Origin of the sequence: Caballeronia sp. LZ032 (assembly GCF_031451315.1) — a bacterium.
GTDB lineage: Bacteria > Pseudomonadota > Gammaproteobacteria > Burkholderiales > Burkholderiaceae > Caballeronia.
Genome location: NZ_JARUXP010000002.1, coordinates 1,069,828 through 1,089,737 on the forward strand (window position 1 = coordinate 1,069,828; position 19,910 = coordinate 1,089,737).

At 63.3% G+C, this 19,910-nt stretch carries 18 protein-coding genes; 8 read left to right on the forward strand and 10 right to left on the reverse strand.

The genetic code is table 11. From position 1 onward, the window contains the following. Positions 1 to 146 precede the first annotated feature (146 nt). Together QCE69_RS20440 and QCE69_RS20445 are read left to right on the forward strand one after the other, a co-directional pair. Positions 147 to 407 carry a hypothetical protein gene (locus QCE69_RS20440; RefSeq protein WP_309932608.1) on the forward strand — a complete coding sequence of 87 codons (261 nt, stop codon included), beginning with the start codon at positions 147 to 149 and terminating at the stop codon, positions 405 to 407. Positions 408 to 589: 182 nt separating this feature from the next. Further along, positions 590 to 1,552: a DUF1177 domain-containing protein gene (locus tag QCE69_RS20445; protein ID WP_309922385.1), complete on the forward strand. Its 963-nt coding sequence runs from the start codon at positions 590 to 592 to the stop codon at positions 1,550 to 1,552. 35 nt (positions 1,553 to 1,587) lie between these two features. On the opposite strand, the gene QCE69_RS20450 is transcribed toward QCE69_RS20445, so the two are convergent. Further along, positions 1,588 to 2,754 carry a mandelate racemase/muconate lactonizing enzyme family protein gene (locus QCE69_RS20450; RefSeq protein WP_309932610.1) on the reverse strand — a complete coding sequence of 389 codons (1,167 nt, stop codon included), beginning with the start codon at positions 2,752 to 2,754 and terminating at the stop codon, positions 1,588 to 1,590. Between the two features lie 91 nt (positions 2,755 to 2,845). Here QCE69_RS20450 and QCE69_RS20455 point away from each other — a divergent pair, with 91 nt between their 5' ends. Next, positions 2,846 to 3,817, forward strand: a complete 972-nt coding sequence (locus tag QCE69_RS20455; protein ID WP_309932612.1) for a LysR family transcriptional regulator — start codon at positions 2,846 to 2,848, stop codon at positions 3,815 to 3,817. A gap of 24 nt (positions 3,818 to 3,841) precedes the next feature. Here the strand turns inward: QCE69_RS20455 and QCE69_RS20460 are convergent, their stop codons facing one another. The 5 genes from QCE69_RS20460 to QCE69_RS20480 all read right to left on the reverse strand — a co-directional run bounded on the left by QCE69_RS20460 (position 3,842) and on the right by QCE69_RS20480 (position 10,122). Next, a complete protein-coding gene (locus tag QCE69_RS20460) occupies positions 3,842 to 4,138 on the reverse strand; it encodes a hypothetical protein (protein ID WP_404987380.1) in 297 nt (98 codons plus the stop codon). A gap of 88 nt (positions 4,139 to 4,226) precedes the next feature. Continuing rightward, the gene (locus tag QCE69_RS20465; RefSeq protein ID WP_309932614.1) at positions 4,227 to 5,627 is read right to left on the reverse strand and encodes an FAD-dependent oxidoreductase; all 1,401 of its coding nucleotides are present in this window, start codon (positions 5,625 to 5,627) and stop codon (positions 4,227 to 4,229) included. A gap of 170 nt (positions 5,628 to 5,797) precedes the next feature. After that, positions 5,798 to 7,963, reverse strand: coding sequence for a TonB-dependent receptor (locus tag QCE69_RS20470; protein WP_309932615.1), 2,166 nt, complete (start codon positions 7,961 to 7,963; stop codon positions 5,798 to 5,800). A 93-nt stretch (positions 7,964 to 8,056) separates the two neighbouring features. Next, positions 8,057 to 8,770, reverse strand: a complete 714-nt coding sequence (locus QCE69_RS20475; protein ID WP_309932616.1) for a DUF1028 domain-containing protein — start codon at positions 8,768 to 8,770, stop codon at positions 8,057 to 8,059. 29 nt (positions 8,771 to 8,799) lie between these two features. Beyond that, the gene (locus QCE69_RS20480) at positions 8,800 to 10,122 is read right to left on the reverse strand and encodes an MFS transporter (protein WP_309932617.1); all 1,323 of its coding nucleotides are present in this window, start codon (positions 10,120 to 10,122) and stop codon (positions 8,800 to 8,802) included. Between the two features lie 100 nt (positions 10,123 to 10,222). On the opposite strand from QCE69_RS20480, the gene QCE69_RS20485 reads away from it, so the two are divergent. Continuing rightward, positions 10,223 to 11,110, forward strand: a complete 888-nt coding sequence (locus QCE69_RS20485; RefSeq protein ID WP_309932619.1) for a LysR family transcriptional regulator — start codon at positions 10,223 to 10,225, stop codon at positions 11,108 to 11,110. 195 nt (positions 11,111 to 11,305) lie between these two features. Here the strand turns inward: QCE69_RS20485 and QCE69_RS20490 are convergent, their stop codons facing one another. The 3 genes from QCE69_RS20490 to QCE69_RS20500 form a co-directional block, all read right to left on the reverse strand. Continuing rightward, positions 11,306 to 12,448, reverse strand: coding sequence for a substrate-binding domain-containing protein (locus tag QCE69_RS20490; protein ID WP_309922408.1), 1,143 nt, complete (start codon positions 12,446 to 12,448; stop codon positions 11,306 to 11,308). Positions 12,449 to 12,522: 74 nt separating this feature from the next. Next, entirely contained in the window at positions 12,523 to 13,527 is a 1,005-nt protein-coding gene (locus QCE69_RS20495) for an ABC transporter permease (RefSeq protein WP_309932620.1), read from the reverse strand. Further along, positions 13,524 to 15,116 (reverse strand): sugar ABC transporter ATP-binding protein, encoded by a 1,593-nt coding sequence (locus QCE69_RS20500; protein WP_309932622.1) that lies wholly within the window; start codon positions 15,114 to 15,116, stop codon positions 13,524 to 13,526. The genes QCE69_RS20495 and QCE69_RS20500 overlap by 4 nt, the downstream gene beginning before the upstream one ends. Before the next feature lie 250 nt (positions 15,117 to 15,366). Here QCE69_RS20500 and QCE69_RS20505 point away from each other — a divergent pair, with 250 nt between their 5' ends. Further along, positions 15,367 to 15,699, forward strand: a complete 333-nt coding sequence (locus QCE69_RS20505) for a cupin domain-containing protein (protein WP_309922417.1) — start codon at positions 15,367 to 15,369, stop codon at positions 15,697 to 15,699. A 176-nt stretch (positions 15,700 to 15,875) separates the two neighbouring features. Continuing rightward, positions 15,876 to 16,073: a hypothetical protein gene (locus tag QCE69_RS20510; RefSeq protein ID WP_309922419.1), complete on the forward strand. Its 198-nt coding sequence runs from the start codon at positions 15,876 to 15,878 to the stop codon at positions 16,071 to 16,073. Positions 16,074 to 16,083: 10 nt separating this feature from the next. On the opposite strand, the gene QCE69_RS20515 is transcribed toward QCE69_RS20510, so the two are convergent. After that, entirely contained in the window at positions 16,084 to 17,382 is a 1,299-nt protein-coding gene (locus QCE69_RS20515) for a citrate synthase (RefSeq protein ID WP_309922422.1), read from the reverse strand. A 161-nt stretch (positions 17,383 to 17,543) separates the two neighbouring features. On the opposite strand from QCE69_RS20515, the gene QCE69_RS20520 reads away from it, so the two are divergent. Then, positions 17,544 to 18,905, forward strand: a complete 1,362-nt coding sequence (locus QCE69_RS20520; RefSeq protein WP_309932624.1) for an MFS transporter — start codon at positions 17,544 to 17,546, stop codon at positions 18,903 to 18,905. A 1-nt stretch (position 18,906) separates the two neighbouring features. Next, positions 18,907 to 19,896 carry a 4,5-dihydroxyphthalate decarboxylase gene (locus QCE69_RS20525; RefSeq protein WP_309932626.1) on the forward strand — a complete coding sequence of 330 codons (990 nt, stop codon included), beginning with the start codon at positions 18,907 to 18,909 and terminating at the stop codon, positions 19,894 to 19,896. Positions 19,897 to 19,910 lie beyond the last annotated feature (14 nt).

A 19,910-nucleotide genomic window follows, 5' to 3' on the forward strand; every position in this document is an offset into this window, starting at 1 on the left:
CCGAGCCCCTGTCGTCTGGCACGGCGTGCAGCAGGCATCATTATTGCCGCGACATCCGGGCGCTCCAGTCAGCGCCATTGCTGAGCACTATGGCAAGCTGATATGAAGATTCGCGCTGGTGCCAAAGCCCGCAAAGGAGAGAACCAATGGGACGCGAAAACCAGCAGGCTTTTCTACAGGGCACCGACGCCCACCTGGCATCCGCGAATGAACAAGTTCAGCGCCATACCGACCTCGTACAGAAGTTGATCAAGAACGGCTACAACGCGACTTCCGCCATCCGGTTGCTGAACCTGTTTCTCAGCCTGCGGCAGGAAATGATCGGCTATGGAAACTCGAGCGCTGCCGTGCTCAAGGAAGCAGAACGCCGCCACCTGTCGACGGACGCAAGCAAGGCAATGCGATGACACTCGCCCGGCATTGCTTCCTTCAACATTAATGACAAATTCATTTCGGCCAATACGTTATCTTGACGTCCACCCTTGCATGAGCATGGGTGGGTTCTCTTCGTATTTGAATCGCGGATAAAACGTGCAAGTTCGTTTTGCACTTCTTGTCCGACTGAATTCATTTCAATCAGGATATCCAAATGGCTCTTTCGCAGGTTCTGACGGCTTACGATTTACTGGATAGCGCGATTGTCACCGGCACGGACGCCGTTGCCTTGTTCAACCCTTATCAAAGCCTGGGTGTCGTCGCGACGAGCACGTCCGTGGCGGACGACCAGCCCGGCACGCAGCCCAGCTGGATCACGTATTTCGTCAAGGTGCTGATCCCCGGCCTCACGGGCAAGACCTTGGGCGGAACGTCGCCCACGCTCGGCATTAACGGCCGAAGCGGCTGCACGGGCGCGCGCCCGCAGCAGATCGGCATGGTCTCGGACGCGGACGGCCCCATCAGCGGACTTGCGGCGGCGCTCAAGCTCGCCGACATGAAAGCCAAAGGCGACGACCTCCCCGGCGATGTGATCGTCACCTTCCATATCAGTCCGCAAGGCTATATCGACAACTCGAAGACACCGCCCATGATGGCGCTGCCGGTGTCGAACGCCACCATGAACCAGTATGAAGTCGACGCCGACATGGATGCCATTCTTTCGGTGGACGCGTCCAAGGCGAACTACCTCAGCAAGCAGCGCGGCTTCGCCCTTTCACCCACGGCGAAGAGCGGCTACGTGCTGAAAATGAGCGCCGATCTCATCGACATCATGGAGTCCACTACGGGCCGCCACGCGTTCACGTTCCCGCTGGCCATCCAGGACATCACGCCTTACGACAACGGCATCAGCCACTTCAACAGCATCATGCAGCCGAGCGTCGCGACTGCCGCGCCGGTGGTCGGCGTCGCCATCACGGCGGAATCGCCGGTTTCCGGTGCGGCGCTCAACGCCAATCACGAAAGTGACCTGGCAGAGGCCGTGCAGTTCTGCATCGCTACGGCGAAGGCCTTCACGTCGGGAACCTGCCAGTTCTACGACGCGAACGAATACGACGCGCTGGTGCAGCGCTATGGTTCGCTGAGCGTCTTTCAGACCGAAGGCAACGTGGCCTGAACAAGCGTGGGCGGTGATCGTCGCTGAGGTCTTGCTCAGGCCGAGAGTTTCTTCATTTCAGCGATGAGATCCGCCTTGCCTTCGAAGCCGATACCCGGCAAATCCGGCATGGTCACGAAGCCATTCTCCACCTTGACGCCATCCGGAAAGCCGCCATAAGGCTGGAACAGGTCCGGATAACTTTCATTGCCGCCCAGGCCCAGGCCCGCGGCAATGTTCAGCGACATCTGGTGCCCGCCGTGAGGAATGCAGCGCATGCGCGACCAGCCATGTTGATGCAGCATGTCCAGCGTGCGCAGATATTCGACGAGTCCATAACTCAGCGCGCAATCGAATTGCAGCCAGTCGCGGTCCGCGCGCATGCCGCCGTATCGAATCAGATTGCGTGCATCCTGCATCGAGAACAGGTTCTCTCCCGTTGCCATCGGCTTGTCGTAGTAGTTGCGCAGCGTGGCCTGCAATTCGAAATCGAGCGGATCGCCTGCTTCCTCGTACCAGAACAGATCGTATTGCGAGAGCGCTTTCGCATACTGCACGGCCGTGTCGAGGTCGAAGCGGCCGTTGGCATCGACGGCAAGTTTCTGTCCGTCCTGCAGCACGCTCAGGATCGAGTCGATACGCCGCAGATCCTCGTCGAGCGATCCGCCGCCAATCTTCTTCTTCACCACCGTATAGCCCCGGTCGAGATAGCTGCGCATCTCGTCCTTCAGCTTGCCGTGGTCCTGGCCCGGATAGTAGTAACCGCCCGCCGCATACACGAAGACCTTGCGATCCGGCTGGCCGTTGCCATAGCGGTCCGCGAGCAGCTGGAACAAGGGCTTGCCTTCGATCTTCGCGACCGCGTCCCACACCGCCATGTCGATCGTGCCGATGGCAACAGACCGCTCACCATGACCGCCGGGCTTCTCGTTGGTGAACATCGTCGCCCAGATCTTGTGCGGGTCGAGGTTATCGCCCGCGTCGTTCACGAGCGCGGCGGCATCGGCTTCGAGAATGCGCGGAATGAAGCGCTCGCGCATCAGCTTGCCCTGACCATAGCGGCCATTCGAATTGAAGCCGTATCCGACGACCGGCTTGCCGTCGCGCATCACGTCGGTGATGACCGCGACGAGACTCAGCGTCATCTTGCTGAAGTCGATGTAGGCGTTGCGGATGGGCGAACTGATCGGGACGGTTTTCTCGCGAATCTCGACGATTTTCATGTACGTGCTCCAGGGCATTCGACGGGAGGCCAGCATAACCTCGAAAACCGCTGCTAAACTTCACTTCCATTCATTTCATTCTTCACATCGAGTGAATACTGAAACTCAAGCCGCGAGCGATTTCGAGTTCTTTATCCTGCTGGCGAAGCTTCGCAGCCTGTCGGGTGCGGCGCGCGCACTGGATCTGTCGCCGCCGGCTGCCACCAAGCGGCTCAGCGTCATCGAACAGCGGCTGGGCGTGCGTCTCGTGAACCGGACCACGCGCAGTGTGAGCCTGACGCCGGAAGGCGAGACCTATCTGCGCCATGCGTTGCAGATCGTCGGGCAGATTCGCGAGATGGAAGAGGAAATCGCCGGCGCCACGCGCGACCCTCAGGGTCTGCTGCGTATCAACGCGACGCTGGGTTTTGGACGAACGACGATTGCGCCGATCGTGTCCGAGTTCGTGAGGAAATTACCGAGCGTCGAAGTCCAGTTCGAAGTCACCGACCGGCCTGTCGATCTGATCGAAGGCGCCTTCGACATGGCGATCCGCTTCGGCGAATTACCGGACAGCCGTCTGAGCGCGCGGCGCATCATGAGCAATCGGCGCTTTCTGTGTGCGTCGCCGAAATATCTCGACCGGCATGGAAGACCGGAGCGGGTTGAAGATCTGGCGAATCATCGCTGCATCATCCATCGGCAAAACGACGATGCGTACGGTGTGTGGCGCTACATCGTGAACGATCACATCGAGGCGATCAAGGTCAAGGGCGCGCTGTCGAGCAATGACGGCGATATCGTCCTGCGCTGGGCGCTGGACGGCCACGGCATTCTGATCCGGTCCGAGTGGGACCTGGCGAAGTACCTGCAGAGCGGCCGGCTGCATCTCGTGCTGCCCAACACCGTCCTGCCTTCCGCCGATCTGTTCGTCTACTACGCGCGGCAGAGAAACCAGACGGCTCGCGCGCGGGCGTTCATCGACTTCCTGGTCAGCCGGTTTCAGGCGCCGTTCACGCTGGTGGATGTCGGCGTCGATCAGCGCGCACGGAAGCGGCGCGGTCCGCGCGGCGCGAAAGCCTGACGCGAACCGGCCGCCTGTGCACTTTTACTGCGATTGACCCGAGTTCAGCTTCCTCTGTGCGTTCTGAAGATCCTGCGGATAGTTCGGGTCATTGGCCCGTCCGGGGTTATAGCCCGCGTCTTCCAGCTTCTTCAGTTCGGCGTTCTTCTTGGCGCGCGCCTGTTTTCTCGCGGCCTTCTTTTCTGCCTTGGTGGCGGGCGCGGCCGGGGCTGCGCCGGTGGCGGCCGAGCCGTTGTCCTGACCGTAGGAGAGCGGAGCCGCCGATACCCCGACGACACCAATGACGAGTGACGCAACAACGCTTGCCAGGCTGGTTCTCACGTTTGATTCTCCGTTCGTTTGAGGTGAAGAAAGCGTCGCGCCCAGTATAAGCGTGGAATGCATCAATATGCCCGATACCTGCTACCCACTACTTCGCGATGCGCGCCGGCACGGTCGCGAACAGCAGGTTCAGGCCTTCGGTCAAGGTGGGATGCGCGATCGGCGCGTCGCGCAGTACGGTATAGGGCAGTTTGCCTAGCATCGCGATCTGCACGGTTGCCACCACTTCGCCTGCTTCGCTTCCGAACATCGTGAAACCGAGGATCTCGTCCGACTCGGCCGCGATCAGCGCCTTCATGAAGCCGCGCGTATCCGAGTTGGTGCGAGCGCGCGGGACGGCCGCCATCGGCAGTTTCGCCACACGTACAGCGATGCCTTTCTGCGCCGCTTCCGTTTCGTTCAAGCCGATACGGCCAAGCTCCGGCTCGATGAAGAGCGCATACGGAATTTCGCGCCCGCGCGTGGTCCGGGCCTCGCCGCGAAGCTGTGCGCTCAGCACGCGATAGTCGTCGAAGGAGGCGTGCGTGAACATCGGCGTGCCGGCGACTTCACCGATCGCATACACGTTGGACGCCGTGGTCCGCAGCTTCTCATCCACCTTGATGAAACCACGACTGTCGAGTTCGACGCCTGCGAGTTCCAGCCCGATATCCTTCGTGTTCGGAATGCGTCCCGTCGCGGCGAGGATATGCGTGCCCTCGATGTGCTCTCCGTTCGCGAGCTTCACGCGCACCGGATCGCGCGAATCGCCGGATCGCCCGGACACCGACTCGATCTCGACATTCAAGCGAACATCGATGCCATCCTCCTTCAGCGCGGAGGCAATCGCTTCGCTGACATCGGCGTCCTCGCGCACCGCCACGCGCGGTTCCTTCTGCAAGACGGTCACGCGCGCGCCGAGCCGCAGGAACGCCTGCGCCATTTCCAGCCCGATATAACCGCCGCCGATCACGATCAGATGCCCGGGAATTTCGTCGATGCGAATGGCTTCGACGTGCGTCAGCGGATCCGCTTCGCGCAAGCCAGGCACGGAAGGAATGGCCGCATGCGTGCCGGTATTGATGAACACGTGCTCGCCTTCGAGCACGCGGACGCCGCCATCGTTGAGATCCACGTGAATCCTGCGCGGCCCGACAAAGCGGCCTTCACCCAGAATCAGGTCGAAGCCTGCCTGAATGAAGCTGTTGAGATTGACATCGACGAGCGCGTCCACCACGCCCTTCACGCGGCTGCTGACGCGCTTCATGTCGATGCGCGGCTCAGCCACTTCGACACCGAACGCACCCGCATGCCGCACCGTATGCGCGACCCGCGCGCTGCGGATCAGCGCCTTGGTCGGGATACAGGCCACGTTGATGCACGATCCGCCGATCATGCCGCGCTCGACCACGGCAACGCGCTTTCCCGCCTTGGCCAGTTCCGTCGCGAGCGATTTTCCGCCCTTGCCGCCGCCGAGAAACAGATACTCGACCTGCTCGATGTTCTGCATGATGAACTCCAGACAAGCATCCACGATCCGGCGTCTTTCATGGCCGGGCTGAAGGCCATGTTAAGGAAGCTTGCCCGGCGTGACATGCTTCAGAAGCTCACAATCGCTCTCGATCGTCTCAATCGGGAGTGGCTAATCGCCTTACGTCAGTCGAATAGGTCGAGCATTCATCAGAATTCCATCCGCGCATTCACCGATACCGTGCGCGGCTCGCCCGGCTGGATATAGTCCGCGTACTGGTATTCCCAATAGCGATGGTTGGTCAGATTGTCGATGGCCGCACGCACGCCGACCGTATGACCCGCGACCCGAGTCGTGTAAGTCGCACCGAGACTGTAGAGCATGTAGCCGGGCACCTTGATGTCGCCGGCGGGACGCAGGCTGGTATTGCCCGTGAACTTGGCGCCCGCGCCGAGCGTGAGGCCCGGCACGACGGGCACCGCGTAATTCACGTGCGCCGCCGCGACGAAGCCCGGTGCGCCCGCCACGCGATTGCCGTCGAAATCCGAGCCCTTCTTGTATTTGGTCGCGATCCACATGACATCGCCGCCGACGGTCCAGTCGCGCCCGATACGCACGTCCGTGCCGGCTTCGACACCCTGGAACACCGACTCGCCGTCTTCCACGAAGACGTTGTCGCTGTTCGCGTACTGCGCGCCCCGCTCGATGCGGAACAGCGCGGCCGTCGCGCTCCAGCGTTCGTTTTGCGTCTTCACGCCGACTTCGTACTGTTTGCTGCGCAGCGGGTTGAGCACCGCACCCGAGTTGGCGTAGGTCGTGCCGACCACGTTGCCTGCCTCGAGCGACTCGACATAGCTCGCGTAAAACGTCGTGCCGGGCGTGAGCTTGTACATCAGCGCAACGGAAGGCGTCGCTACGCCGTTCTTCGAATAGGTCGAGGTCGTGGAGCCGTCGAGGCCGTAGCCATGTTGCTCGTAGTTCGTGAAGCGCACGCCGCCGAGCACGGACCAGCGTGACGTCAGCGCAATGGTGTCGCTCGCGAACAGCGCCTTCTGCACGATATCCGCGTTGCGGTACGTGTAGAAGCCGGAGCTGTCGTAGCGATTGACGTTCGGCTGATAGAGATTGCCGGTGCCGATCTGATCGTAGAACGAGTTCGCGGTGTTGTCGCTCGTCTGCTTCTGGTAAGACGCGCCGAACACCAGCTGATGCGCGAACGGCCCGGTCTTCACGAGGCCTTCCGCCATGACCTGCCACTGGTTCAGCTGATGCCCTTCCTTGCCTTCGAAGCGCGTGTCGTCATAGTCGCCCGCCAGATCCGTCAGATAGAAGGTGCTTTCGTTGCGATAGCGCGTGCTCTTGCTGAAGCTGTAGCTCGCGGTGACCGTCCAGTCCTGGTTGAGGTGGTAGCGCAGGCCGGCCGTGTAGATCTGCAAGTTGGTGTTCAGATGCTGGTCCGGCGTGACCAGCGTGCTGCTGCCGCCGCTCAGCGGCACGGGCAGCGCATTGCCGACGCCCGTCAGTTGCGCCGTCGAAATCGACGTGGTGATGCCCGACGCATGACGTTCCTGATACAACGCGCCGAAGGTGGCGGTGAGATCGCGGGTGAGGCGCGCATCGGCGGCGAGCGAGAACGAGTCGCGGCGGATATTGCCGTCGTTATAGGTCTTGCCTTCCTCATGTGTCGCATTGAAGCGATAGCCGAACATGTTGTCCGGTCCCACGCGACCGCCGACATCCAGATGCTCACTCCACACATTGGTGGACGCATAGCCGACATCGACGCTCATGATCCGCTTGTCGCCGACAGGCGGCTTCTTCGTCACGTAGTTCACCACGCCGCCCGGCGCGCCGAAGCCGTACATGAAGCCCGACAGCCCCTTCAGCAACTGCACGCTTTCGAGCTGCTCGTAGGGCATGGTGATGCCGTACGAGTTGATCTGCTGACCGTCGATACGAAAGCCGTTCTGCCAGTCGAGCTGCATGCCCCGCACCGTGATGTAGCTCGCCCACGCGTTGTACGGGTTGCTGTTGTCGGACACCGAGGCGTCCTGCGCGAAGACGTCGCCGAGCTTTTTGGCCTGGCGGTCAGCGAGATCCTCGCCGGTGACGATGGTCGTCGAATACGGCGTGTCCAGTTGCGAGCGGTTGCCGAGCGCGCCGGTCGCGACATCGTCATGCAGGTGCTGGCCCTGGTCGCTGTCGGTCTTGGCCTTCACGGCAATGGCGGGAAGCGTTGCTTCAGCGGGCGCGGGCGCGGCGTTCTCCTGCGCCAGCGCGGGCTGGATGCCCGCGAAGAGCAGAAGAACCGCACCAGTGGAGGGCCGCAAGGTCCAACTGCCGCGTCTGGCGGCATCGCGCGCTGCTGAAGTCATCTAATTCCCAGTGGTCGAGTTCATCAAATGCGAACCATTCGCATTTGCGAAGCGCGATTCTGACGAATTAGAAGGCGTTTGTAAACAGCTGTCTCAAAGGTTCGCCACGGCGATTCCGCGTTCCCGTTCGAACGCCTCCTGCGCGGGCGCGCCGGGCGGATGGACGCCGCGCGAGCGATAGTAGTCCGCGTACTGACTGCAGAACGCGTACACGCGCCTCAGTTCATCCACTGCGCGCTCATGAAGATCGACGCGGATGTTCACGGCGTCGAGCGAGTCCGATGCGCTCACCAGCAGCGCGCCCGAGCGCTCCGCCAGCGGCCTGCTGCCGTTGCTCTGACCGCCGGCATCGCGCCCCGCTTCGAGCGCGCGCAGCAGGCGCTGTTCGAAAGGCTCGGCGGCGCCGTGCTCGTAGGTTTCCGCCATCGCGAGAACCACCGGTTCGCCGCTCAGCACGTTGCCCATCGCCACGAAGCCGTCACCCACGCAATGCCCTGCCCAGCCCCGCGTGTGTTCGCCGGTGTGGCAGGCGGCGCGTCCATCCTCCGAAATCGTGCCGATCTGCCGGTAGGAGGCGAAATCGTCGTCGCGCACCAGCGCGTCGGTGACGTAGCGTGCCGAATGCCCGAGCTTCAGCAGATTCAGCGCGAGCGCGTTGTTGGTCGTGCGCACGAACGCCTGGCTCATCGTCACGCCCGCATGACGATGCAGGCCATCGCACCATTGGCCGACCGCCACCGAGTAGGTTGCGATAGCCATGCCGAAACGGCCCGTTTCACGGCACCGGGCCAGAATGCTATAAGTCATCGATTTTCCTTGAACAGAGAGACAACACTTCAGACCGCTGCAACATCGGCGGCTTCCTTCGAATGCTTCGTCTCGGGCAGCCAGAACAGCACGAAGCTCGTGAAGAACAGGCAGATCACGACGTACCACGCCGCGGGCATGATGTCCGCGCTGACGCCGACAAAGTAAGTGGACACGAATTGCGCGACCACGCCCGACAACGCCACGCCCAGGCTGTAGATGATCGCCATGCCGGTGGCTCGCGCGGACGCCGGGAACAGTTCAGTCATGCTGCCGATCGCGGTCGCGCCGCCGAACGCGGCCAGTGCCGCGAGCACGCCTTCGACGACCAGCAGGCGTGCGAGCGTCGGATCGTGCTTCAGCCAGACGAACAGCGGCACGACCACGACGATCACCAGCACGCGCGAGATCCAGATCACCGGCTTGCGGCCCACGATGTCCGACACATGGCCGCCGAGCGGGCTGACGACAAAGCCGGCGATACCCGTCACGACGCCTGCGAGGACTGCGTCGGCCTGTGACATGCCGAGCGATTTCATCGCGATGATCGGCAGCGAGAACAGGATGATGAAGTTGGCCGAGGTGCCGCCGAAGGTCAGCAGCGTGCCGAGCGTGAGCTCCTTCACATGGCTGCGCAGGATGCCGCCGAGCGTCTGCTTCTGCCGTAGCGTCTCCCCGACATGCAGCGTTTCGTTGATGCGCAAGCGAATGTAGATGCCGACCGGCGCGATGATGGTGCCCATCAGGAACACGGTGCGCCATCCCCATGATGCGAGTGCGAGCGGATCGAGATAGCGCGACAGCAAGGCGCTGACGATCGCACCGAACGCAATGCCCAGGCTCTGGCTCGCGAACTGGAAGCTGCCGAAGAAGCCGCGCCGGTGCGGGCCTGCATATTCGACCAGCAACGCCGTCGATGCGCCGACTTCCCCGCCCGCCGAGATGCCTTGCAGGATGCGCGAGAACAGGATCAGGAGCGGCGCCCAGATGCCGATGGTTTCATAGGTCGGCGCAAGGCCGATCAGCGCGGAACTCAGCGCCATCATGCCCACCGTGAGCGTCAATGCCGCCTTGCGGCCGATCTTGTCCGCATACGCGCCGATCAGCACGCCGCCCAGCGGCCGGAAGAAGTAGCCGATAGCGAACGTTCCAGTCGACATCACGAGCTGGAACAAGGGGCTCAAGGTCGGAAAATACAGCTTGCCCAGCAGCACCGCGAAGAAGTTATAAGCGGTGAAGTCGAAGAATTCGAGCGCGTTGCCGATCGTCGTCGCGACGATCACTTCCGTGCCCGATACCTTGCGGGGCACGGTCCCGAGCGTCTTGTCGGCAGCATCCATTGCAGTGTTCATGTTCGATCCATTCTGGCGTTTCATTGAAGTCTGGAGGCTCAACATTGCTTGTACAATCGGGAAAAAGTTGAACGACTTCAAGTTTTTCCTAAGGAGCGCAATGCGATTCGACGTCTCTGATCTACGCATCTTCAAGGCGGTCGTGGACTCGGTCAGCATGACCAAAGCGGCAACCCGCGTTCACCTCACCGTCGCGTCGGTCAGCGAGCGCATCCGGCAAATGGAAGATCAGGTGGGCGTGCCGCTGTTCTCGCGCACGCGCTCAGGCGTCGTGCCCACGGAAGCAGGACGCGTGCTGCTGCATCACGCGGTGAAGGTGCTCAAGCAGGTCGACTTCATGAACGAAGACCTGGTCAACTTCACGAGCCGCCTGCGCACCAACGTGCGTCTCTACACCACCACGTATGCCGTCTCCGAAATCCTGCAGAACGCCGCGCCCGCGTTCTTCAGCGACAACCCCAACTCCGACCTCATCATCGAAGAGCAGCACAGCGAGGACATCGTCTTCGCGGTGACGAGCGGCGCGGCGGAGATCGGCATCATTGGCGACTTCGTCGAAACCGGCGCGCTGGAAGTTATCCCGCTGCTGCAGGACACGCTCGTTGCACTGTGCGGTCCGCAATTCGCGGACACGCTCGGCACGCGCAGCACGTTCGCCGATCTCCTCTCCTTCGACTTCCTCGGACTGGGCCCGGGCAGCCGCCTGCAGGAACAACTCGAAGCGCGCGCCCGCGAACTCGGCGCATCGATGCGCTATCGCGCGCGGGCGCGCAATCTCGATGCGATCTGCCGTCTTGCGTTCAACAACGTCGGCGTTGCCATCGTGCCGCGGCGCGTGGCACTGCGCTTCTCGCCGGAGCAGTGCCGCATCATCGAACTGGCCGAGGACTGGGTCGGATACGACACCGCCGCCGTCGTGCAGCGGCGCGTCGACTTGCCCAATACGGCGGCTTCGTTGCTGGACTGCCTGATCGCGGCTGCGCATTGAGCGCCTCGCGCCGCAGGCCGCAGTGTTGACGCTCCAAAGCCGGAGTTCAAACGGGCGTGGTCGCGCTTGCCGCGATGGTGGTGGTAGCGGTGATCGGTGGCTTGGCGGTGATGCGGCTCGTGCGCGCCACGTCTGAAACGCAAAAGAGCGAAGCCCGCACGGACTTCGCTCTCTTTCAGCCTGAGTGCTTCAGCCTCAGTTACAAGCCGGCGCCGCCTTCTTGCACGCATCCGCAAGCTGCGGCGGCGGGTCTTTCTTGAACACGGTCTTGTACGACTCCAGCACGTTCGACTGCACCACCGGCAACGACTGCACGCCGATCCACGCAGGCGGCGTCTGTCCGATCAGCGCCTTCATCATCGCCATGGCTTCGGCCACGCCCTGATCGTACGGACGCTGCGAGCCGGTCGCCTTGAGCGGCCCGCCCTTCGCGATCTCGATAGCCGATTCCAGCCCGAGATCGACCGTCGTCACCGGCGTGTTGATGCCTTGCGCGCGCATCGAGGTCAGCGTATCGAGCGCGGGCTGGTCCCACACCGCGAACACGCCCTTCACGTCCGGATTCGCGGTGAGGAAGTCGCCCGCGATCTGCCCGACCTTCGACGGATCCGTGAACGCCACCTGCTTGATCTTGATGTCCGGCCGGTTCTTCTTCAGCCAGTCGTTCACGGCCTTGGTGCGCTCCGTCGTGCTGAAGTAGTCCACGCCGAAGTTCACCAGCCCGACCGTGCCGCCCTTCGGCACGCACGAGGCCAGCACCTTCGCCGCGATCTGGCCGTTGCCTTCGCTGTCGGCGGAGACCATTGCCACGTATTCCTGCGGATGCTTCAGCCCCTTCGGCACGTTGTCCATGAAGACGAGCTTGATGCCCGCCTGCGAGACCTTCTTGTAGGTCGCGGCCGTGGCCGTGCCGTCGACGGGAATCGAAATGATGCCGTCCGGATGACGCTGGATGGTGTTCTCGATGTCGGCGATCTGCTTGTCCACCTGATATTCCGCCGATGCCGTGCCGATCACCTCCACGCCATATTTCTTGAGCGTGTCCGTGATGCCCGCCACTTGCAGCTGGGACCAGTCGAGGTTCATCGTCTGCATCGAAATGCCGACCTTGAACTTGCCCGCCTTGACCTTGGCGGCCTCGGCGTCCGTCAGCTTCACGGCATCGGCCGATGCGGCCTTCTCGCCGTTCGGCCCTTGTCCGACGATGCCCGCAGGCCCGATCGACGCCACCGGCAGCTTCTCGCACGACTGCGCGAATGCCTGCGATGCACACAGCGCCAGGGTCGTCGCCGCTGCGACGCTTGCCAGCCTTGCCCCAGATCCACGACGATGTTTCATGACTTCCCTCCGTTGGTCGTCTTGTTACTGCGTCTCCTGCTTCTTATGGGATCGCGCGCGCTGCGCTCATGTGTTCATTTGCGCGTGAAGGCGACGGCCGCGACGATGATGATGCCCTTGATGACGAGTTGCAGCGACGAGCTCACGCCGAGCAGCACGAGCCCGTTGTTCAGCGTGCCGATGATGAGACTGCCCAGCAGCGTGCCGAGAATGAAGCCGCGTCCGCCGAACAGACTGCATCCGCCGAGCGTGACCGAGGCGATCACGTCCAGCTCCATGCCCTGCACCACATCCGGCCGCGCGGCATGCGATCGCGCCGACAGCACGAGCGCGGCAAGCCCTGCCAGCGCGCCCGTCAGCACGAAGGCGAGCGTGGTCACGCGGCGGATGTTGATGCCCGAGTACAGCGCGGCCGTCGGATTGCCGCCCGCTGCATAAATACGCCGTCCGAACACGCTGTAATGCAGCAGCAACACGCCGCCGATGACCGCGAGCAAGGTCCAGAGGATCGGCACCGGGACGCCCAAGATCGAGCCTTCGCCGAAGATGGAAATGAAGGTGTCGTTGGTGATGATTTCGGGGCGCGTCGTGGTGACCATCAGCGCGAGGCCGCGCGCCGCCGAGAGCGAGCCGAGCGTCACGAGGAACGACGGAATGTTGAGGCGCGTCGTCACCAGTCCGTTGATGGCGCCGACGATCGCCCCGGTGCCGATGCCGGCAATGGCGCCGATGATCCAGCTGTCGCCGACATGCGACATCGCCAGCGCGGCCGCCATGCCGGACAGCGCGAGCGACGAGCCCACCGAGAGATCGATCTGCCGCGCGATGATGACGAAGGTCATGCCGATCGCGATGATCGACACCAGCGCGGTCTGCCGGCCGATGTTGAGGAAGTTGTCGATCGACAGGAACCACGGCGAGGCGAAGCTGAACACCACGAGCAGCACGGCGAACGCGATGTACAGCATGTAGGGCCGGTCGCCCTGCACGAGCGCGCGCGCGATGCGCCGCGCGCGCGAATGGCGCGATGCGGCCTGTTCTCCGGCGGGCAGCGGCGTGGGCGAGACGGAATCGTTCATGTTGCAGGCTCTTCGTGAGTGCGCAAGGTCTGGATGAGGTGATGCAGTTCTTCGGCGTGGCGCAGCGCTCCGCGTTCGATGGTCTGCCGGATCGAACTTTCCACGACGATCGACACGCGGTCGCACAGCCGCAGCAGTTCGTCGAGATCCGACGACACCACCACGACGCCGGTGCCGGCGCGCGCCGCGTCGCGCACGACGCCGTAGATCTCCTCGCGCGCGCCGACATCGACGCCCACGGTCGGTTCATCGAGCAGCAGCACTTGCGGACGCGGATGATTCCACTTCGCGAACACCACCTTCTGCTGATTGCCGCCGGAGAGAAATTTCACGCGCGTCGCGGCATCGGGTGCTTTCACGGAGAGCTGCTTCATCGCGCTCACGGCCTGCTGTGCAGCAGCCTGCGCGCGCAGCCAGCCGCCGCGCGAAAAATGCGGCAGGCGCGGCAAGGTCAGGTTGCGTTCGATCGAATGATCCAGCACGAGTCCCTGCACATGGCGATCCTCCGGCACGAGCGCGATGCCGCGCGCGATGGCATCGGCGGGACGGTGGGCGGCGAGCGGCTGGCCGTCGAGTTCGACGCGGCCGTCCTGAACCGGCAGCAGGCCGAAGATGGTTTGCAGGATCTCGGTGCGGCCACTGCCGATCAAGCCCGCCAGACCATGCACCTCGCCCTTGTGGACCGTCAGGTTGACATCGCGCAGACGGGCGTTGCTGACGTGCGAAAGCGTCAGCACCGGCGGGCTCGCTGCCGGCGCGGCGCGGGGCGGCGTCTGCGTCGGCGCGATGCCGGATGCCGTCTCCTGGCGCGCTTGCATCGCGGCATGACGCGGGCCGACGATCGCCGCGACGAGTTGCTTCATGTCGGTCTCGGCGGTGACGAAATGGCCGGCGTTGGCGCCGTCGCGGAAGATGGTCACGCGCTGCGAAATGCGGAACACCTCGTTCAGTCGATGCGTCACGTAGATCACGCCGACGCCGCGTGCGGTCACGGTGCGGATGGCGTCGAACAGAATCTGTTCCTCGCCGCCGGTGAGCGCGGAGGTGGGTTCGTCGAGGATCAGCACGCGCACGTCGCCCATCAGCGCCTTGCAGATTTCCGTCATCTGCCGGTAGGCGAACGGCAGGGAATCCACGGGGGCGCGGGGATCCAAAGGAATGTGGTGTTCGCGGAGGAAGGCGCTGACTTGCGCCATCAGTTCGCGCTGCCGGACGAGTCCGAAGCGGGTGCGCGGCTCGCGGCCCAGCATGAGATTGGCGCCGACCGAAAGCGATTCGACCAGGCTCAGATCCTGATACACCACGGCCACGCCTGCTTCGCGCGATTTGGCCGGGGAATCGAAGGCGACCTTCTGCCCGGCGATTTCGATCGAGCCTTCGTCGTAGCTATGGACGCCGCTCAGGATCTTGATGAGCGTGGACTTGCCCGCGCCGTTTTCGCCGAGCAGCGCGTGCACTTCGCCCGGCAGCACTTCCAGATTCACGCCGCGCAGCGCCTGAACGCCGCCGAATTTCTTGGTGACGCCGGCAACGCGGATCAAGGGCGCACGGGCCGATGAAGCGGCCGCGACCGCAACCGGCTCACTCATCTGTTGTCTCCTTCGCCGCGCGGGCGAATTCTTATGATTCGCGTCGTCATGCGCGAGTTGGGATGTGATCTTCGCATCACATATTTGGTGCGTCAATCACATTCAACCCCTATCCAGACGGGTGTACGCGAGATGATTCCAACAATTGCACGTTGATTTGTGATGATCCTATCGCTTTCGCTTCGCGGCACGCTGGCGCAAGCCAATCGGGGCACTATTCTTTTTGATCTATCTGGAGGAAGGCCGGGATATGCAATCCGATAGCGGAAATGTTTTCAGCGTGCCAACGCAGCGCAGCGCGGAAGAACAGGTCGATGCACTCACGACGGGACCCGGCGTCACCGTCGAACGAATCGTGTCGATGGGTCATGCCAGCCCGGAAGGCTTCTGGTACGACGACCCGCGCGCCGAATGGGTAGTGCTGTTGTCAGGCGAGGCCGTGCTCGACTTCGAAGCCGATGCGAGCCGTCGCCACCTGCGGCCCGGCGATTACGTCCTGATCGAGCCGCATTGCCGGCATCGCGTGGCATGGACGCATGAGTCGGAGCCCAGCGTCTGGCTCGCGGTGTATCACGAGCGCTGATTTGCGGCTCGACGTGACCCTCGCGCAGGCTTGCGTCCGAAATTGATGCTTAAAAAACTTCCAGCAGACATTTCTTCTCGGGCAGAATTACATCCATCTTCGGCGAAGACCGAAAAAATGACTGAGAGAGCCGTCATCACGATGACGGCGATGTGATTGCCTTTCGAGGAGGCGCCATGTCTGCAACAAGCAAGAGCGCATCGTACAACGTGACCGTGCGCAAGGACGGCAGTGGTGCGTGGAGCATCGCCATGCCTCACGCGGAACGTCCGGACGATGTCTTCGTCACGTTCGTCAAGGATCAGGAAGAAGGCACGTGGCTGGCCGAGCAAATGCGGCCCGGCTTCGACATCGTGCTGGAAGTGGCGACCTGAATCCGTTTCATCAGGCCAGCGTGCCGGAATCGCCGGAAGCTGGCATTTCATACTTCGCGCGCGGGCGCAGCAAAAACGCCTGCGTGCGCTGCTCCATCACATGCGCGACCCATCCGGCCGTGCGACTCACGATCCAGATGGCGGTTGCCGAGCCGTCAGGCAAGCCGAGCGCCCGAGCCAAGGTCACGAGACCCAGCGCAACGCCAGGCTGCGCGTCCAGTTCGTGCCGCATGCGTTCGAGAAAAGCCAGCGTCAGCCGGGTCCTTTCGCGTGCCGCCGGTGCGCATCCGTCGCGGGCCGCGACTTCTGCCGCCGCCTGCAGCATCAGGTCCGCGCGGGGATCGCCGCCGGCATACAGCGGATGATTGAAGCCGAACAGGCTCGCCCCATACTCGCGCACGCGATCCGCGCGCGACTCCAGCGCCGACAACGGTTCGCACAACAGCAGCGTCTCGACCTTCTCGGTGCCGGTGCCGGTCGAAAAGCCAATATGCGAGCCGATGGCCGCCGCGACGCAACTGAAGATATCCGCATTCGTCGATGCCGCCACACGCGCGGAGAACGTGGCAGGCGCCAGTTCGTTGTCCGCGAGCACGACGAGCGCCGTGCCAAGCGCGCGCAACGTCTCGGGCGTCACCGCCGCGCCCGCCGCGCGCAGGATCTGCCCGGCGATGCTCTCGTCGGCTGCACGCGGACAGAACACGCGCTCCGGACCAAGGAAGCCGACGCAGCCCGCCATGCTCTGCAGCATGAGCCGCGCAGCCTGCACCGCGCCGCCATCGGTAATCTCGCGCGTGCCGCGTCCCTGCATGCCCAACGCGAAGGGCACCATGCCCAGCAACGCGCCGATATCGCCGCTGGCCACCCCGCCTTCATGCACCGACAGCACGCGCAGCACGTCGGGCGGCGTCTCCATGGGCGACCAGACCGCGAGTCCGCTTTGCCATACGCCGGTCATCAGCAGATGAACAACGGATTCGAACGCGGCCCCTGAACTGGCCAGATCCACGGCCAGACGATTGCGATAGCGCGGCCCGTGCGGCGTGACTTGCGTGATGGCCGAATGCAGCACCGGATCGCCCAGACGCAGCGTGGATTCCGCCACCGCGCCGCTGGGTGCGCGGCCGCGTTTGCGCGCGGCGAGCCGTTCGATGTCGCGCCGCAGATATAGCCGCTTGCGTCCGTCTTCGTGAGGCGTTGCGCGCACCAGTCCGCGGCTGACATAGGCATAGAGCGTCGCGGCCTTGATGTTCAGCCGCGCCAATGCTTCTTCGCAACTCAACACGTCGTTCCAGTTTCCGTCACTCATCTTTGTCACTCTTCAGACAGCATCGAACTTCTTTATATTGATTTTAAAACTCAATATTGATAGCTATAAAGGCTATCAGTAAAGTGAACTCCGGAACACCACAAAGGCCGTCGCGAACCATCCGGTCCGAACGACAGGCCACCGATATCCGGAGACACCGCATGACCCTGGACACCACGCCGGCTCAGCGCAATCGGGTTGACCTGCGCGAGACGCTGCAGGCCGCGCCGCTCGGCGCGTATCACTTTCGCCTCGCCATACTGCTCGCGCTGATCCTCTGGTACGACGGCTTCGATCTCTACAACGCGTCGTACATCGTTCATGACGTCACGCCGGCCTGGCATCTGTCGCCGAGCCAGATCGGCCTGTTGCTGTCATGCGGGCTCGGCGGCTTTGCAATCGGCTCGGCGGTCTCGGGACTGTTCGGCGACCGCTTCGGACGGCGTCGGGTGATCCTGCCGGGCGTGTGGGTATCGAGCGCGATGAGCCTCGCCATCGCCCTCTTCGCGCACGACCTGTCCTCGTTCGTCGTGCTGCGATTCATCATGGGCCTCGCGCTCGGGCTGCTGATGCCGATGTGCGTGACCTACATCAACGAGATCGCGCCGAAGCGTTCGAACAACGTCTTCACCATCGGCTTCTTTTCGCTCGGCTGGATTGGCGGCGCGACCTGCTCGGGCTTCATCGCCGCGTGGCTGATGCCGCGCTTCGGCTGGCAAAGCATGTACTTCACCGGCGCGCTGGCGATGGCCCTCGCGGTCGTGCTGCAATTCGTGCTGCCGGAGTCCATTGCGTTCCTCGCCAGCCGCAACCGCATGGACGAGGTGCGCACGCAACTGACGCGCTTCTGGCCGGCGCGCGCGGCGGACTTTCGCACGGCCGAAGTCGTCGTGCCCGCGCCGACGGTGAAGGCCGGCTCGTTCCGCGCGCTGTTCGCTGTGCGCTTTCGTCGTCAGACGCTGTGCTTCTGGGCCATGGGCGCGCTCTCGCTGTTCTCGTCGTATGGACTCTCGGGCTGGCTGCCCACCATCCTGCTCAAGCGCGGCGAGAACCTCTCGCATAGCTTCGCGTATGGTTCGCTGCTCGTGTTCGCATCGGCGTTCGGCAGCCTGCTCTCAGGGTTCGTCGCCGACCGCACCGGCAACCGGCGTCTCACCATGTCCATTGCGTGGCTGCTCGGCGCGAGCGCCATCGGCATGCTTGCATTGCTGGAGAACGTGCAGGTCTTCTGGATCATCGTGATCGCAGGGATGTTCGTGATCGGCACGCAGACCGTGCTCAACAATCTCGTCGCCGTCAGCTATCCCACCGAGATTCGCAGCACGGGCGTCGGCGTGTTCTTCGGCATCGCGCGCTTCGGCGCCATGTGCGGCCCGGCCATTTCCGGCGTGCTGCAACAGGCAACCGGCGGTCCTGGCGCGATGTTCTCCGTGCTCGCGGCGTCGCTGGTCACGGCGGCCGTGCTGGTCTTTCTCGTCGAGCGGCCGGAACGCCTGCCCGATGCCACCGCCTTCGGACACTGACATGCCCAGGCTCACGCTATCGCTTGCCGTCAATGACTACGATCACGTGCGCGACCTGCTCGACGCGCGCGTGCGTGCCGAGGGCATCGACCTGCTTCCCACGGTGCTGCCGGTCGAGGAGATCTTCTATCGCACGACGCATTTCCAGGAGTGGGACGTGTCGGAGATGTCGCTCGGCAAGTACGCCTCGCTGCGCTCGCAGGGCGATGACCGGCTGATCGGACTGCCGGTGTTTCCGTCGCGCGTGTTTCGGCTCTCGTCGCTGTATGTGCGGCGCGGGAGCGGTATCGAGCGGCCGGGCGATCTGCGTGGCAAGCGCATCGGCGTGCCGGAGTGGGCGCAGACGGCGTCGGTGTATTCGCGCGGCTGGCTGGCGCACGATCAGCACGTGCCGCTCGATGAAGTGGAATGGATTCAGGCCGGTGTGAATCAGGCGGGACGCCGTGAGAAGGTCGAGGTGCGCGTGCCCGAGGGCGTGCAGTATCGGCCGGTGCCCGAGCGTTCATTGACGGCGATGCTGCTCGCAGGCGACATCGACGCCATCCTGAGCGCGCGTCCGCCCGCGCCGCCGCCTGGCCGCGGCGATGAGATCGTGCGCATGTTCGAACCGTTCGAGCCGGTGGAGCGCGCGTATTTCAGCGCGACCGGCATCTTTCCGATCATGCATCTGATCGTGCTGCGGCGTGAGGTGTTCGAGCGGCATCGATGGATTGCCGGCAATCTGCTCAAGGCTTTCACGCAGGCGAAGGAGAACAGTCTCCAGCGGCTTGCGGACATCACCTGCTCGCATTTTCCGTTGCCATGGATGAACGCGCGCGCCGACGAAGCCCGTGCGCTGTTCGGTGGCGATCCCTGGCCTTATGGCGCGGAGCCGAACCGCATCACGCTCGATGCCTTCCTGCGCTATGCGCACGAACAGGGCGTGTGCCATCGACGGCTGGCGCCTGAAGATCTGTTTCCCATCGAGATGTCGGCCGCGGTGCGCGTCTGACTTTTCTCTTTACT